The sequence below is a fragment of the Polaribacter uvawellassae genome, from assembly GCF_039748955.1.
GTDB lineage: Bacteria > Bacteroidota > Bacteroidia > Flavobacteriales > Flavobacteriaceae > Polaribacter > Polaribacter uvawellassae.
In genome coordinates, this window is sequence record NZ_JBDIZN010000002.1 from 391966 (window position 1) to 408947 (window position 16982).

Below are 16982 nucleotides of genomic sequence, written 5' to 3' on the forward strand. Positions count from 1 at the left end.
TGACATTAAAGTATAAAAATTACTTATAATAAACCTCTTCCAAACTAACCACTTTTTCGTTTTTAGCTCTTCTAAAAACTTGATTTGGTTGTAAATTCGAAATAGAATCAACTCCCATTGCAGCAACAACTTCTTTCACAGCTTGTATGGTTTTATCGTGATAGTTTTTTACACGAACGTTTTTCTTCATTACAACCAACGCTTTTACCAAATGTGGATCTTGCGTTGCTACTCCAACCGGACATGTATCTAAATTACATTCTCTAGCCTGAATACAGCCTAAACTCAACATAAAACTACGCGCCATATTTACAGTATCTGCTCCTAAAGCTAATAATTTTACAACATCAAAAGCATCAACAGCTTTACCGCTTGCAATGATTCTAATTTGACTTTTTAAGTTGTATTTTTCTAGTAGTTGCACAACATAAGTCAAACCTTCTAATAACGGAGTTCCTATATAATTTGTAAATTCCATCGGAGCAGAACCTGTTCCTCCTTCTCCACCATCAACAGAAATAAAATCAGGATAATTTTTTGTTGCTGCAAAAGTTTTAATCATAGCTTCTATTTCTGGGTAATCTCCAACACATAATTTTATTCCAACAGGTTTTCCTTCAGATAAATCTCTTACTTTTTGGATAAAAGAAATCATTTCATCAAAATTAGAAAAAGCAGTATGTCCAGGAGGCGATTCTACTCTAGTAAATGGCGTAACAGCTCTAATTTTTGCAATTTCTTCTGTATTCTTCTTCGCTGGCAAAATTCCGCCATGACCAGGTTTTGCTCCTTGAGATAATTTTATTTCTATCATTTTAACTGTTGGTCTCAATGCATTTGCTTTAAATATTTCTGCATCAAAAAATCTTTTTCCATTTTCATCATGTTTTCCTGCTCCAAAATAACCAGTTCCTACCTGAAAAATTAAATCACCTCCTTGTAAATGATACGGAGAAATTGCACCTTCGCCAGTATTGTGTGCAAAATTTCCCATTTTTGCTCCTTGATTTAAAGCCATTATGGCATTTTTACTTAGCGACCCAAAAGACATTGCAGAAATATTGATGATTGAAGCATCGTATTTTTGAGAACATTTATCAGAACCAAAAACAACCCGATCACCTTTTATATTGTGGTGATCTTTTGGAAATATTGAATGTTTTACAAATTCATATCCTTTAGCATATACATTATGTTGTGTACCAAACGGAATGGTTTCTACTTGTTGTTTTGAGCGTTGGTACACCAAACTTCTTTGCTCTCTACTTATTGGTTTTCCGTTTAAATTATCTTCTATAAAGTATTGTTGAATTTTATCTCTCTCTTCTTCAAAAAGCCATCTTAATCTTGCAACTAAAGGGAAAGCTCTTAATAAAGAATGTCTTCTTTGCAAACTATCTCTAATGGCAACTGCTGTTAAAATAACACTAATGGAAAACATGATAATTGTCCCTATTTGCGGAACAAAAAAAACCAAAACCCCTGACAAGATTGTAATACTAATAAAGATAGATAAAATTGTATTTCTCATAAAATGTAAAATTTTAAACTAATGTAATTTCAACCAAAAGTAAATAATATAAATAATCAATTGATTAATTATTTGAAAAATAAACAACAAAAAGCTCCAACAAAAATGTTGGAGCTTTTAAATATGTTTAAAAATTTAAAAAATTACTTTTTAAATTTTGCGTATTTATTTTTAAATTTATCAATACGTCCTGCTGAATCTACTAATTTAGATTTACCAGTATAAAAAGGATGAGATGTTCTAGAAATCTCTAATTTAATTAGTGGATATTCTACACCTTCTACCTCTAAAGTTTCTTTTGTATCTGCAGTAGATTTTGTTAAAAAAACATCGCCATTAGACATGTCTTTAAAAGCTACCATTCTATAATTTTCTGGATGTATGCCTTTTTTCATCTTACTTTTACTTTTATAATCTTTTTAATACTTTGTTTATAAAAGAGTTAAGCTGGTAAATTCTTACTCTTAATCTTAAAATAACGAGCATTAGTTATTTAAGGCTGCAAATTTAACGATATTTTTAAGATTACAAAGAAATAATTTATTTAATTTGTGTAAAATTATTTAAACTATGCGTTTATTAAAATACATATCTCTAGTAACACTCTTTTTAACAGTATTAACTTCTTGCAGCAATGCTTATAGGTTTAAGCTAACAACCTCTAAAAAACTAGTAATCAATCAAGAAGCAACAGCAACTTTAACAGAAGTTAATAACAAACCAATTGATTCTATTCAGTTTTTTGTTAACGGAAAAAGAGTTGCATCAACTGGGAATACCATAAAATTTGATACTAAAAAATTAGGCGTTGGAAAGTTTACCGTAACTGCTTTGGCATTTTATCCTGAAAAAACTAAAAAAGTAAACAATTCATTTTTAGTTTACTCTGAAAAAAATCCTATTATTTATGATTACAAAATAGTAAATACATATCCACACGACAAAACTTCTTATACGCAAGGATTAGAGTTTTACAACGGCTTTTTATACGAAACCACTGGAAAAAAAGGCAAATCTGTGTTGCGTAAAATAGCATTAAAAACAGGAAAAGTTTTGCAAGAAACAAAATTAGATAAAAAATATTTTGGCGAAGGAATGACCATTTTAAATGGCAATATTTTTTGGTTAACTTGGCAAGCAAGAAAAGGTTTTGTATATGATTTAGAAACTTTTAAACAAAAAAAAGAGTTCCCTTACACGTGGAGTAATGAAGGTTGGGGATTAACAAATGATGGAAATCAATTGATAAAATCTGACGGAACAAACAAAATTTGGTTCTTAGATCCTGCAACGCAGAAAGAGCAAAAATCTATTCAAGTTTATTTAAAAAGCACTCCTTTTTATGAGATAAATGAATTAGATTATATTAATGGAAAGATTTATGCAAATTATTGGAAAAAACCAAATATTGGCATTATCAATCCAGAAACTGGAATTGTTGAAGGAGTTATCCTTTTAGAAAAACTTCAAAATCTGATGAAAAAAGAACAGAAGTTAACTGATCAGGATGAAGTTTTAAACGGAATTGCTTTTGACAAAAAAACAGGAAGAATTTTTGTTACTGGTAAACATTGGGGAAAACTTTTTGAAATAGAATTAGTAAAACAATAACAATATTTAAATCAATTAAAAGTTATATTTTAAGAATCTAAAATGTCAGGTTGAGCTTAGTCGAGACCTCCAAAAAACCTTTAGACTCCGCTCAAGGAGTCAATTGTAACTTTATGAGAAAAATTTTCACCTTTTTAATTTGCATTCTTTTAATTTCTGTAAGTTCTTGCAGAAAAGATTTTGATACAATTCCTAGTTTTGGCAAACTTACTTTCTCTAAAGACACCGTTTTTTTAGACACGGTTTTTACAAATATTGGTTCTAGCACTTATAATCTTAAAGTGTATAACAAAAGCAACAATGCAATTACAATTCCGTCTATTAGTTTAGAAAACGGAAATGCTTCTAATTACAGAATTAGTGTTGATGGAATTCCTGCTAAAGATTTTAAAAACATCGATATTTTAGCAAAAGACAGTCTCTTTATTTTTGTTGAAACCACTATTGATTATGCTTCGGTTTCGAATCCTTTATATACCGATAAAATTATTTTTGATACAGGAAACAATCAGCAAGATGTTGATTTAGTTACTTTAGTTCAAGATGCAATTTTTATGTATCCAGGAAAAGATCCTATTTCCATGAAAATTGATTCATTGTCTTTGGATGGAAAACCAACAACGATTAAAGGTCGGTTTTTAACTGATGCTGAATTAACTTTTACCAATACAAAACCGTATGTAATTTATGGATATGCCGCAGTTCCAGCAAATAAAACAGCAATAATTGAGGCTGGAGCAAAGTTGTATTTTCATAATAATTCAGGAATCATTGTAGATACAAAAGGAAGTTTAAAAGTAAACGGAACCATCAATAATGAAGTTGTTTTTGAAGGCGACAGATTAGAACATCGTTTTAATGATGTTCCTGGTCAATGGGGAACCATATGGATGCGCGCCGGAAGCAAAGAAAACGAAATTAATTACGCCATTATTAAAAACGGAATTATCGGTATTTTAGTTGATTCTTTAGGCTCAAATACACCAACTTTATCCATAAAAAATTCTCAGATTTACAACAATTCTAATTTTGGAATCTTAGGAAGAGAAACCAATATTAAAGGAGAAAATTTAGTGATTGGAAACACAGGTCAATCTGCATTAGCCTGTACAATTGGCGGAACATACAACTTTACACATTCAACTTTCGCAAATTATTGGAGCAACGGAACACGACAATTACCAGCTGTTTTAGTAAATAATTTTTTTACTTATGTAGATGCAAATAACCAAGAAATTACAGAAACAAGAGATTTACACGCTGCTAATTTTACCAATTGTATTATTGCCGGAAACAACAATATCGAGTTTGTATTAGACAAGGTTTCTGGAAGTTTATTTAATTATTCTGTGCAAAATAACATGATTCAGTTTAACGATATTGACAATATTTTTGCATCAAATGCAGAATTAGATTTTAATGATACTTCTCATTACCTAAACAACATTATAAACGGAACAGTTCATTTTCAAAATTCGCTTATCAATCAATTTAATATTGGTCAAAACAATAGCGGTATCAATAAAGCATTAAACAGTGCTTCACAATTAATTCCGTTAGATATTTTAGGAACAAACAGAACTTCTTCTCCTGATATTGGTGCGTATCAACATATCACTTTTCAGTAGTTTTTTCATTTTTCAACTCTTTCAAAAAACCTTTGATTAACAGATAAGCCAAGAGAGACCAAAGAAATCTATACACCCAAATATCCATTTCAATTCCAAAAACGTTTTCAACACCTTTGTCTTTTACAAAACTTACAATAACATCTATAATAATTATTATTGCCAGAATTAAACTCACGTATTTTTTCATAGATTATTTTTTATAAACGATTCCATCTTTCATTACAAAAACTACATTTTCCATGGTTTTAATATCTTTTGTTGGGTCGTCATTTACAGCAATTATATCGGCAAAAAAACCTTTTTTAATTTGTCCTATTTCAGTTTCCATGTTTAAAATCTTTGCATTTGTTATCGTTGCAGACTGTATCGTTTCCATTGCTGGCATTCCTGCTTCTACCATATAGCCAAACTCTTTTCCATTATTTCCATGGTTAAAAACTCCAGCATCTGTTCCGAATGCAATTCCAACTCCTTTCTTATATGCTTTAGCAAATGTTCCTTGAATTTGCGGACCAACTGCTAATGCTTTTGGAACTACAATCGCTGGATAAAAACCTTTAATTTTTGCTTTTTCTTCCACTTCTTTTCCTGCTGTAATTGTTGGGACTAAAAAAGCGTTGTGTTGTATCATTAACTCCATTGTTTTATCACTCATATATGTTCCGTGCTCAATTGTTTTTACACCGCCAATAATTGCTCTACGCATTCCTTCATCTCCGTGCGCATGCGCTGCAACGTGCATTCCATAATCCTTTGCTGTATCGCAAATTGCTTTAATTTCTTCAATTGTAAACTGCGGATTATCTCCACTTTTAGCAACACTTAAAACACCACCTGTTGCAGTAATTTTAATTACATCTGCACCATTTTTATAACGTTGTCTTACTGCTTTTTTTGCATCAGTAACACTATTTACAACTCCTTCTTTTGGCCCTGGATCTCCAATTAATCTTCTACTATTTCCATTGGTTGGATCTGCGTGTCCGCCAGTAGTTGCTAATGATTTTTCTGAAGTAAAAACTCTTGGGCCTTCTATTTTACCAGCATTGATTGCATTTTTAACAGAAACATTTACACCCGAACCACCTAAATCTCTAACCGTTGTAAAACCAGCATACAACGTTTTTTTTGCAAAAACTGTAGCATTAAAGGCAATGTCTGCATCGTTTAAAATATATTTATTCAAACGTGTATTTGCATCAAATTCCATTTCAAGATGAACATGCATATCTATTAAACCGGGCATTACTATTTTGTTTTTTAGATCTATTGTTTTTGATGTTCTGTCTTTTGGTTGAATATATCCATTATGAATATTGATAATTTTATTTCCTTCTACAACAATTGTTTTTCTGCTTTCTATTTTACCTGATTTTGTATCCACTAATTTTCCGCATAAAATATATGTTTTTTGGGCAGACACAAAAGTTACAGATAATAATAGAATGATAGATAACACTAATTTTTTCATGATTCTTGTTTTTAGATTTTATAAATGTATTAAAAAATGAGTAGATTGCCTGCTTTAATCTTAGCTTTCAAAAAGAATACCAAAAAAGATGAAAAACGTTGTAATTACAGGAACTAGCAGAGGAATCGGATTTGAATTAGCGCAATTATTTGCGGATGCAAATCATAATGTATTAGCAATTTCTAGAAATATAGAAACGATCTCAAAATTAAATCACCCAAAAATTACTGCTTTATCGGTTGATATTTCTGATGAAAAGGATGTAAACAAAGTAGTTGATTTTGTTTCATCAACTTGGAAAAATGTCGATATTATTATTCATAATGCAGGAATGCTAGTTAACAAACCATTTGCAGAAATTACTTCTAACGATTTTTTAGAAGTCTATAAAGTTAATGTTTTTGGTGTTGCAGAATTGACAAAAAGTATGATTCCTTTTTTACAAAAAGGAAGTCATGTTGTAACAATTAGTAGTATTGGCGGAATTCAAGGAAGTTTAAAATTTCCTGGTTTAGCCGCGTACAGCTCATCGAAAGGAGCCGTAATTACATTGTCAGAATTGTTAGCCGAAGAATACAAAGAACAAGGAATTTCTTTTAATGTGTTGGCACTTGGAGCAGTACAAACAGAAATGTTAGAAGAAGCTTTCCCAGGTTATAAAGCACCAACAACTGCAAAAGAAATGGCGAGTTATATTTGTAACTTCTCTTTAACAGGAAATCAGTTTTACAACGGAAAAGTATTGCAAGTTTCTAGTACAAATCCATAAAAAACCAGAGTGTCACTTCGAGTGATTTCCTGAAAGAAAATTATATCGAGAAGTTTTTAATAATGAGTTCTCGATACAAAAATTTTACAAATTTTCACTCGAACTGACAGATAAGACATTTGAAAAATAATTATCAAACATACATTCCAGAAAAGGCAATTCCGATTGTTCAATATTTAATTGAGCAGCATCATTTTACGTTAAAAATTGTAAATCAACGACTAACAAAACATGGCGATTTTAGAAAAATGCCTGACGGAAGATTTCAAATCACTATTAATAACAGCTTAAATCAATATCAATTTTTATTAACATTGATTCACGAAATTGCACATCATGTAACCTATCAAAAATTTGGAAGAGTACAGCCACACGGAAAAGAATGGAAAACTATTTTTCAACATTTAATGTTGCCATTTTTACAACCAGAAATTTTTCCCAAACACATTTTACCCATTTTAGCCAATTATTTAAAAAATCCGAAAGCAAGTACAGATGCAGACGTTAAATTATCGTTAGCATTTAAAGAGTTCACCAAAGAAACCGGAAAGAATTATATCTTTGAAGTTCCTTACGGAAGTTTGTTTCGTTTTAAAAATGCGATATACAAACGAGGAAATAAAAGAAGAACACGATTTGAATGCTTTCAAACCAAAAACGGAAAAGTGTATTTATTCAATCAAAATGTAGAAGTTGAAATTTATGAAGAATAACTATTATGCAGTAATTATGGCTGGTGGCGTTGGCTCTAGATTCTGGCCAATTAGCACACAAGAATTCCCAAAACAGTTTCATGACATGTTGGGAACGGGAAAATCTTTGTTACAACAAACTTTTGACAGAATTCATCATTTAATTCCGTCTGAAAACATTTTAATTGCTACCAATTCTCGTTATAATGATTTGGTTTTAGAACAATTACCTCAAGTAACCCAACAGCAAGTTTTATTAGAGCCTGCAATGCGAAATACAGCGCCTTGCATTTTATGGTCGGCTTTAAAAATTTACAATCAAAATCCAGATGCAGTGTTGTTAATTGCGCCTTCGGATCATTGGATAGAAAATGAAACTGAGTTTCTTAGAAATATTGAAACATCATTTAATGCGTGTGCTGAAAATGATATTTTAATGACGCTGGGAATTCAACCAAATTCGCCAAATACTGGTTATGGATATATTCAGTTTGAAGAAAACAATTCTGAAATTAAAAAAGTAAAACAGTTTACAGAAAAACCTGATTTAGAAACTGCAACAAAATTTTTAAATAGTGGTGATTATTTATGGAATGCCGGAATCTTTGTTTGGTCTGCAAAAAGTATTATTGCTGCTTTTGAAAAATATTTACCAGAAATGATGGGTTTGTTTAACCAAAATAATCAAAATTGGAATACAGATTTAGAAGCTGACTTTATCAACAAAAACTACGAAAAAGCAGAAAACATTTCTATTGATTTCGGTATTATGGAACGCGCAAATAATGTGCAGATTTTACCTGTGGAATTTGGCTGGAACGATCTTGGAACTTGGGGTTCTTTGTATCAGAAGTTAAAAAAAGACTTACAAGAAAATGCTGTTGTTGGTGCAGAAACAATTTTTAGAGATGCCAACGGAAATATGGTAAAAACACAATCTGGAAAGCGTGTTGTAATACAAGGTTTGCACGATTTTATTGTGGTAGAAAAAGACGATGTTTTACTTATTTGTCCAAAAAGTGCAGAACAAGATATTAAAGAAATTACATCTGAAGTAAAGACTACTTTTGGTGAAGATTATGTATAAAAGAACTCGGTTGTCTATTCGAGCGGAGTCGAGAACTAATCATTAACTAACTTTTAATTACATCTCGACTCCGCTCGATATTGCATCTTAGCATTACTTTTTAAGTTTACTTTTCTCGTTTTATAAATAAAGTATCGAGTTTCATTTCGGTTTGCATCCACTTTCTTAACTCCAATTCTTTTAGATTTATAATACTATCTTTTATAGATGCATTCCATTTAACAGTTGCTAACGGAATCGTATCAATTTTGATAAAATCACTAGAAGAAAGTACTTTAGAAAAACCTATTTTCTCAATATCTAAATAACGTATTTTAGCTTCTTTGGCAATTCTACTAAATGCTATTGCTTTTTCGTTATTCAATGCTGCTTTTTGTTCTATATTTTGATTTAAAATAGAAATAGTGCTTTTTAAATCTTCAATCTCAACTCTAAGCCCATCAATAATTTTCTTACTATCTTCTAGTTCTTGTCTTTTCTCTTTATACGCAGTCGTAATCAACTCAAAACTTTTTGTATCGCTTCCTTTAATACTTAGTTGAAATTCTTTTAAATTTCTATAGCTATTATTACTCACTAATTGATTTGTCAACGCATTTTTTGTGGCATCATCAACCTCGTTAAAGAAATTTAATTTAATTTCTTTTTTATCTAAATCTCTTTCATATTCTATCAATTGTAAGTACTGATTTGATTTAACCTCATTTTTAATGAATGCTGATATTTGATTGTTCATTTGACTCTCTTTATAAACTGTAATAAAGGTAAAGACCGCAGGAATCATTACAACAATTGCCAACACAGAAGCTAATTGGGCAGTACGTTTTCTTTTTGCAGAATTCACATATTTAAGCATTGGAAAACTCAATAGTTTTAATACTAAAAATGTTGCCAACGCAATAAAAATTGTATTAATCGTAAACAAATACATGGCACCAAAAAAGTAACTCCAATTTCCTTGCGCCAATCCATAACCAGCAGTACACAATGGTGGCATTAAAGCAGTTGCAATTGCAACTCCAAAAATTACTGATGCTACAGTTCCTCTTTTAGTTCTGGCAACCATTAAAGCTAATCCACCAAAAAAGGCAATTAAAACATCTCTAATATCTGGACGAACACGTCCTAATAATTCAGAATTATCTTCACTTAAGGGAAAAATATAAAAGAATAAAAAAGCAGTAATTAAACTCAGCACAATCATGGTTGCCAAGTTGATTAGTGATTTTTTTAAAGTATCAATATCGTTGATTGCAATAGACATTCCAATTCCTAAAATTGGTCCCATCAATGGAGAAATTAACATGGCTCCAATTACAACAGCGGTTGAATTTGCGTTTAATCCGATGGATGCTACAAAGACTGCAAAGATTAAAATCCAAGCAGTTGCTCCTTTAAACGGAATATCAATTTTTATTGCTTCAATTGTAGCTTGATGATCTGTATCTTGGCGAAAATCTAATAATTCTATTAGAAATTTTTTGATGCCTTTAAACAAACCTTTTGCATCTTTTTGAATGTCTTGTTTTGCTTGTTCTACAGCTTCGTCTTGAATATTATTTTCTTCCATCTATAAATTGTGATTAAAAAACATTGGAAATATACAAAAAGAAAATGTTTAAATGATTATTTAATTATTTCGATCTTATCAATTTCTAACAGAAAATTTTCTGCTTTTTTATTTCCAATTAAAAATGCTAATTCTTGGAGTTGTTTTCCTTGATACGCTTTCATGTCTAACTTTCGTCCTCTAAATGCAGGATACATTTTTGAAAATGGAATTTCTATCTTTTGCCAATTTGAAGTTGTTTGAAAAGTTGAAATATATGAGTGAGAATCATTTTGATTGTTTTTTACTCTAAACTGATACGCTTTTCCATCGCCTTTTACAGTAATTATAAATTTTGAATATTTTTCTAAATCCTTTTTATCTAATCGATATCTAACCAAAGAAAAACCGCCATTATTTTCTGTAGAAATAGTTCCAAAAAACTGTCCGTGACCATTTTTATTTATTTTAAAATTCCCGTAAGATCTTCCTCCCATAACAACATCATCTAAAATTACCCAATCAGAATTGCTATTTTGCTGGTTGAAATCAAAAATTAATTCATTTGTAATCATTGTCATAAATATTAAAATATGAATTTGATATAACATTCTTAAAAATTAAAAATCTACTATAAATCCGAATCCAGGCAACACATTTCCGCTTGTACTTTCTACTTCTTCTAAAACATATCTAGAAGAATCGTTTGCGTTAATTACTTTATTTCCGTTTGCATCAACCGTTGGTAATAAAAACGATTGACCGTTAGATTTACTTGCCAACACATTCTGTACATCTACATAAAAATTTAATGAAAATTTGCTCCAAAACCACGTTTTATCAATTCGTAAATCAAGTTGAGAATAGGTACCAAAACGTTCAGAATTTAATGAAGTATAATCTAAAATTCCTCTATTTGCAACATCATAATTTGCAATTATAGATGACGCATTTAAATCATAAGGCGAATAAGGTTTTCCGCCGACTAATCTAAATTTTGATCCGATTTCCCAATTATTATTTAGCTTCTTTCCAGCTGTAACAGTTAATAAATGCTTGTTGTCCCAAGAAGACGGAATGTATTGATTTAATTGATTCTGAAATTCACTTCTTATAAAAGTGTACGATAAAATTCCGTACAAACCTTCATACGATTTCTTCTGCGCAAAAACCTCAAAACCATAGGCTTTACCTTTTGATGTAGAAGTAACTTCTTCGCTACCAACAACACCAAAATCTGCTCCTAAATTTGCCAAACTAATTTGATTTCTCACAGAAAAGGGGTAATTAGAATACGCCTTATAAAAACCTTCTAAGGTAATTTTTGAGCTAGCATCTGGTTTAAATTCTAACCCAGAAACAAAGTGATCTGATTGTATGTATTTTAAATGTGGTTGATTTACCAACACGTTTGCATTATTTCTAAACCCTAAAGATGTATATGTTGGCAATTGATAATATCTACCAACAGAAGAATTGATTGACCATTTATCATTTAAAGCAAACGTTGCTGAAATTCTTGGAGAAAACTGATTAAACACATTATTCATAGAAGTGTTGTAATTGTTTCCGTCTAATCTTAAACCTAAAGAAATTCCTAATTTAGAATTTAAGTAATTTTTTGATATTTGACCAAAAATACCATATTTAAATAGGTCTAATTCTGATGAAAAATTTTGTGTAGCTGTTCCCTGCGAATTTGCATCTTTTTGAAATGTTGTATTCGAATAATTTGCTTGTTCTAAACCAACTCCATAGTTAATACTAAAATCATTTAAGTTGACGTTATTTTCAAATCTAAATTTATTTTCAATTTCTTTTGATGTATAATCTAATAACAAATCATTTGCATTTCCAGAATTATTAAAATACTTGGTAGAATTATTATTCCACACACTTCTACTTAAAACGTATTGTTGATTTGAGTTTTCTCCAAAGTGCTTATATCTTGCTCCAACAGTATAATTCCATTGTTCTTGAACCGGAATATTACTTAAAATATATCCATTTCTTTTAATCGTTTCTTCGTCTGTTACACCATCATTAACACTTTCATTCAATTCAAAATTATCTATTGCACCTAACCCAATAAAAGATATTTCATCGTTATTCTCTAGTTTTGTTTTTACATTGATTTGAAAGTCGTTATACGTTGGTAAAAAAGGTAGTTTTATCAATTTGAATAAATATTGCAAATACGATTGTCTAACTGAAGCAATAAATGTTGTGCTATCTCCGATTGGTCCATCTAATGTAACTCCTGCATCAGAAGTTCCTAAAGTTGCTCTAGTATTTAAAGAGTTTGGGTTTCCTGTTTTTTGAGTAAACTCTATTACAGAGCTCAAAGCATTTCCTCTATTTGCAGGAAAAGCACTTGAATAAAAATCTACTTTTCTAATTAAATCTGCATTGATAATTCCAACTGGCCCGCCAGATGCACCTTGTGTTTGAAAATGATTAATTACCAGAATTTCTATTCCATCTACATAAAACTTATTTTCTGATGTTGCTCCACCTCTTATAATAATATCGTTTCTAAAACCAGGATTAGATGCCACTCCAGGCAAAGATTGTATTACTTTTAAAACATCTCTGTTTCCTCCAGGATTTTTTTCTATTTCTACAACCCCAAGTGTTTGTAAAGACAACGGACTTACAAGTGATTTTTTAAACAATTTACTTCTAATAACAACCTCATCTAAAGTAGATGCTTTTTCAAAAAGTTCAATAGTTACAAACGGAATTTTATCATTTGTAACCAAATAATCATCTGTTATAACAGTTTCGTAACCAATAAAAGATACTTGTAATTTAAAATAACCTAAAGGCGTATTTGTAATAGTAAAATTCCCATTTTCGTCAGTAGTTTCACCTTTTTGCGTATTTAATATTAGAATAGAAACAAAAGGTAATGCATCTCTTGTTTTACCATCAATAACTTTTCCTTTAATGGTTCCTTGAGAAAATAATTGAAATGAACACGCTAATAATAGTATTAAAAAAAACCTATTTTTCATTTTGTTTAATTTTTTTATTATTTTGTTAAACAAAAGTACGTTAAATAGTTGATATAAAAAAAGCAGTTTACAAAAAGTAAACTGCTTTATAAAGTTGTGGTGAGAGCAGGATTCGAACCTGCGAAGACGTAGTCAGCGGATTTACAGTCCGCCCTCGTTGGCCACTTGAGTATCTCACCAAAAATTTCAAATAAAAAGCTTCTCGAAATGAGAAGCTTTTTGTGACCGGGCTGGGGCTCGAACCCAGGACCCTCTCCTTAAAAGGGAGATGCTCTACCAACTGAGCTACCAGGTCATTTTTCTTTTGTCTTAGCGGGTGCAAATATAGTAGCAATATCTAAATAAACAAATGTTTTTTTTAATTTGTTTCGTTTAAATATGCTTGACGTACTTTCTTGAATAAATTAGAGCTATACACAAAATTTACAACTGCTTCATTGTCAGTTTTAAAGATTTCTGTATTGCTTCCTTCCCACGCTTTTATTCCGTTTTTAAGAAACAATATTTTTTCTCCAATTTCCATCACAGAATTCATATCATGTGTGTTAATTACCGTAGTAATTTGATATTCTTCTGTAATTTCTTTGATTAAGTTATCAATGATAGTTGCTGTTTGCGGGTCTAAACCTGAATTGGGTTCATCACAAAATAAATATTTAGGATTCATTACAATTGCTCTTGCAATGGCAACTCTTTTTTGCATTCCTCCAGAAAGTTCTGCTACATATTTTTTGTTAGCACCAATCAAATCAACTCTTTCTAAAACAGTATTTGCGCGTTCTAACATTTCTTTGTCTGATTTTTTCGTAAACATTTTTAAAGGAAACATTACATTTTCTTCTACTGTTTGAGAATCAAACAATGCACTTCCTTGAAAAACCATACCAATTTCTTGGCGCAGTTGTCTTCTTTCATCAGAATTCATTTCAGTATTTACACGTCCATCAAAAACAATTTTACCTTTTTCTGGCGTGTGTAAACCTATTAATGATTTTAAAAAAACGGTTTTACCAGAACCACTTTGTCCAATAATTAAATTGGTTTTCCCTGGCTCAAAAGTGGTTGAAATCCCTTTTAAAACTTCTACTCCGCTAAATCCTTTATGCAAATTTTTTATTTCAATCATTTAAGTTAATAGCATTTGAGTTAATAAATAATTGCAGATTACAATTAAAACCGTTGTCCAAACTACAGATCTAGTGCTTGCTTTACCAACTTCTAAAGAACCACCTTTTACATAATATCCTTGATAAGAAGGAACTGTTGCAATAATAAACGCAAAAATTAATGTTTTAATGATTGAATATTGTATTAAATATGGATCAAAATCTGTTTGCAATCCTTCAATATAATCAACTCCAGAAAACAAACCTGTTAATGTACCAGCAAGCCATCCGCCAAAAATTCCTAAAATCATTCCAAGAATAATTAAAAAAGGATAAAAGAAAACAGTAGCAATTATTTTTGGCAATACTAAATAGTTTAAAGAATTGATTCCCATAACCTCCAAAGCATCAATTTGCTCTGTAACTCTCATTGTACCAATGCTCGATGTAATATAAGATCCCACTTTTCCTGCCAAAATAATAGAACAAAATGTAGGCGCAAATTCTAAAATGATAGATCTTTTTGCTGCAAATCCTATTAAAGATTTTGGGATTAAAGGATTGTTTAAATTTAATGCCGTTTGCAAAGCGATAACTCCACCAATAAAAAAAGAGATAAACGCAATAATACCAATAGATTTTATACCAAGTTCTTCAATTTCTCGAGATAACGCCTCTCTAAAAACACGAGCTCTTTGAGGTTTTCTAAAAACCTGTTTAAGCATCATAAAATACTTACCAATATGTTCTAGATAATTCATGTATTCATTTTCTATCTGCTAAAGTATTAAATTATCATTAACAGTCCTTAAAATTGTAGTATTCTTAATTAAAATATTTATTTTTGATTCACATAAACCTATCGTAATGAAAAACTCTATTGTATTTGTATTCTTATCACTACTAATCTTTTCTGGTTGTAAACAAGAAAAAACAGCTCCAAAAAAGCCAAAATTAGTTATCGGAATTGTTATTGACCAAATGCGTTACGATTATTTAACACGGTTTGCTGATAAATATAGCGAAGACGGATTTAAAAGAATTATCAATGGCGGTTTCTCTTTAGAAAATGCACATTTCAATTATATTCCGACGTATACAGCGGTTGGACATACATCTGTTTATACTGGAACAACTCCAGAAAATCATGGAATTATTGGAAATAGTTGGTACGATAAATATGCTAAAAAATATATTTATTGTGTAGATGATGATACTTATACAAGCGTTGGAGTTGATTCTAAAGGCGGAAAAAAATCTCCGAACAGAATGCAAACCACAACAATTACAGATCAATTGCGATTGGCGCAAAATATGAACGGAAAAACAATTAGTATTGCCATTAAAGATAGATCTGCTGTTTTACCTGGCGGACATACAGCAAACGGAGCGTATTGGCTAGAAGGAAAAAAAGAAGGAAAATGGATTACCAGTTCTTATTATATGGACGAATTACCAAGTTGGGTAAACGAGTTTAATAATTCGGGTAAAATTGCAGAATACATGGCTCAACCTTGGAATACCTTATATGATATAAATACCTACACTGAAAGTTTAGCCGATGACAATCCGTTTGAAGGAAAATTTAATGGAAAAGAAACACCAACTTTCCCTTATGACATTCCGACTTTAAAAGAGAAAAACGGACATTTCGAAATGATAAAAGCAATTCCTGCTGGAAATTCCTTTACAACGGATTTTGTAAAGGCTGCAATTAAAGGAGAAAACTTAGGAAAATCTGAATTCACAGATTTTTTAGCAATAAGTTATTCAACTCCAGATTATATCGGACATCAATTTGGTGTTGCTTCTAAAGAAGTTCAAGACAATTATTTACGTTTAGATAAAGATTTAGCAAGCTTATTTACTTATCTAGACACTGAGGTAGGTAAAGGAAATTATACCTTGTTTTTAACTGCAGATCATGCTGCTGTGCAAGTGCCTTCGTATTTACAATCAGAAAAAATTCCGGCACATTATATCAGTTCTAGAAAACTAAGAGAATATATAAACGGAATTACTTTAAAACATTTTAAATCTGATAAACTGGTAGAAAACATCTCAAACTTTCAACTATTTTTAAATAAAGAAAAGATAGCAGCATTAAAATTAGATGTACATACCGTTGCTCAAAAAATTGCTGATGAAATTATCAATTTTGATAACATATACAAAGCTGTAACTGCAAGAACAATGCAAACAACGCATTTTACAGACGGTATTTTGCAGAAATTACAAAAGGGATACAATCAAAAATTTTCTGGTGATGTGCTTTTAATTCCGTTGCCATCAACGTTAATTGGAGCTTCTAAAACCGGAACTTCACATGGTTCTGGATACAGCTACGATACGCACGTACCAATTATTTTTTACGGAAACGGAATTAAACAAGGCGTTTCTAAAAAAGCACACACAGTTACAGATATTGCACCAACGATTGCTAATTTATTACAAATAGAATTTCCGAATGGAACTACTGGAGATATTGTTGATGAAGCGTTGAAGTAAAAAAGCTTCA

General features: G+C 30.7%; 15 protein-coding genes and 2 tRNA genes. 6 read left to right on the forward strand and 11 right to left on the reverse strand.

From position 1 onward, the window contains the following. Positions 1-19 precede the first annotated feature (19 nt). Both ABDX67_RS06105 and ABDX67_RS06110 read right to left on the reverse strand, forming a co-directional pair. Positions 20-1531, reverse strand: a complete 1512-nt coding sequence (locus ABDX67_RS06105; RefSeq protein WP_347174078.1) for an FMN-binding glutamate synthase family protein — start codon at positions 1529-1531, stop codon at positions 20-22. Between the two features lie 143 nt (positions 1532-1674). After that, positions 1675-1926 carry a type B 50S ribosomal protein L31 gene (locus ABDX67_RS06110; protein WP_347174079.1) on the reverse strand — a complete coding sequence of 84 codons (252 nt, stop codon included), beginning with the start codon at positions 1924-1926 and terminating at the stop codon, positions 1675-1677. A gap of 175 nt (positions 1927-2101) precedes the next feature. Between ABDX67_RS06110 and ABDX67_RS06115 the strand changes: the two genes are divergently transcribed. Next, positions 2102-3142: a glutaminyl-peptide cyclotransferase gene (locus tag ABDX67_RS06115; protein ID WP_347174080.1), complete on the forward strand. Its 1041-nt coding sequence runs from the start codon at positions 2102-2104 to the stop codon at positions 3140-3142. A gap of 113 nt (positions 3143-3255) precedes the next feature. Beyond that, positions 3256-4770, forward strand: a complete 1515-nt coding sequence (locus ABDX67_RS06120; protein ID WP_347174081.1) for a hypothetical protein — start codon at positions 3256-3258, stop codon at positions 4768-4770. Here ABDX67_RS06120 and ABDX67_RS06125 read toward each other — a convergent pair. Both ABDX67_RS06125 and ABDX67_RS06130 read right to left on the reverse strand, forming a co-directional pair. Next, positions 4757-4960: a hypothetical protein gene (locus ABDX67_RS06125; protein ID WP_347174082.1), complete on the reverse strand. Its 204-nt coding sequence runs from the start codon at positions 4958-4960 to the stop codon at positions 4757-4759. The genes ABDX67_RS06120 and ABDX67_RS06125 overlap by 14 nt on opposite strands. Before the next feature lie 3 nt (positions 4961-4963). Next, positions 4964-6244, reverse strand: coding sequence for a metal-dependent hydrolase family protein (locus tag ABDX67_RS06130; protein ID WP_347174083.1), 1281 nt, complete (start codon positions 6242-6244; stop codon positions 4964-4966). Positions 6245-6332: 88 nt separating this feature from the next. On the opposite strand from ABDX67_RS06130, the gene ABDX67_RS06135 reads away from it, so the two are divergent. The 3 genes from ABDX67_RS06135 to ABDX67_RS06145 all read left to right on the forward strand — a co-directional run bounded on the left by ABDX67_RS06135 (position 6333) and on the right by ABDX67_RS06145 (position 8792). Then, the gene (locus tag ABDX67_RS06135; RefSeq protein WP_347174084.1) at positions 6333-7013 is read left to right on the forward strand and encodes an SDR family NAD(P)-dependent oxidoreductase; all 681 of its coding nucleotides are present in this window, start codon (positions 6333-6335) and stop codon (positions 7011-7013) included. A gap of 119 nt (positions 7014-7132) precedes the next feature. Beyond that, a complete protein-coding gene (locus ABDX67_RS06140; RefSeq protein ID WP_347174085.1) occupies positions 7133-7726 on the forward strand; it encodes a SprT-like domain-containing protein in 594 nt (197 codons plus the stop codon). Further along, positions 7716-8792, forward strand: coding sequence for a mannose-1-phosphate guanylyltransferase (locus tag ABDX67_RS06145; RefSeq protein ID WP_347174086.1), 1077 nt, complete (start codon positions 7716-7718; stop codon positions 8790-8792). The genes ABDX67_RS06140 and ABDX67_RS06145 overlap by 11 nt, the downstream gene beginning before the upstream one ends. 106 nt (positions 8793-8898) lie before the next feature. Here the strand turns inward: ABDX67_RS06145 and ABDX67_RS06150 are convergent, their stop codons facing one another. The 7 genes from ABDX67_RS06150 to ABDX67_RS06180 form a co-directional block, all read right to left on the reverse strand. Continuing rightward, positions 8899-10362, reverse strand: coding sequence for a DUF389 domain-containing protein (locus ABDX67_RS06150; protein ID WP_347174087.1), 1464 nt, complete (start codon positions 10360-10362; stop codon positions 8899-8901). A gap of 56 nt (positions 10363-10418) precedes the next feature. Then, complete coding sequence (locus ABDX67_RS06155) at positions 10419-10952, reverse strand: CIA30 family protein (protein ID WP_347174088.1); 534 nt, start codon at positions 10950-10952, stop codon at positions 10419-10421. Positions 10953-10961: 9 nt separating this feature from the next. Further along, positions 10962-13358, reverse strand: a complete 2397-nt coding sequence (locus ABDX67_RS06160; RefSeq protein ID WP_347174089.1) for a TonB-dependent receptor — start codon at positions 13356-13358, stop codon at positions 10962-10964. A gap of 97 nt (positions 13359-13455) precedes the next feature. After that, positions 13456-13537 (reverse strand) — tRNA-Tyr (locus tag ABDX67_RS06165). Positions 13538-13580: 43 nt separating this feature from the next. Beyond that, positions 13581-13653 (reverse strand) — tRNA-Lys (locus tag ABDX67_RS06170). Between the two features lie 63 nt (positions 13654-13716). After that, a complete protein-coding gene (locus ABDX67_RS06175; protein WP_347174090.1) occupies positions 13717-14484 on the reverse strand; it encodes an ABC transporter ATP-binding protein in 768 nt (255 codons plus the stop codon). Then, positions 14485-15225 (reverse strand): MlaE family ABC transporter permease, encoded by a 741-nt coding sequence (locus ABDX67_RS06180; protein WP_347174091.1) that lies wholly within the window; start codon positions 15223-15225, stop codon positions 14485-14487. A gap of 106 nt (positions 15226-15331) precedes the next feature. On the opposite strand from ABDX67_RS06180, the gene pafA reads away from it, so the two are divergent. Next, complete coding sequence (gene pafA, locus ABDX67_RS06185) at positions 15332-16972, forward strand: alkaline phosphatase PafA (protein ID WP_347174092.1); 1641 nt, start codon at positions 15332-15334, stop codon at positions 16970-16972. Positions 16973-16982: the final 10 nt, after the last annotated feature.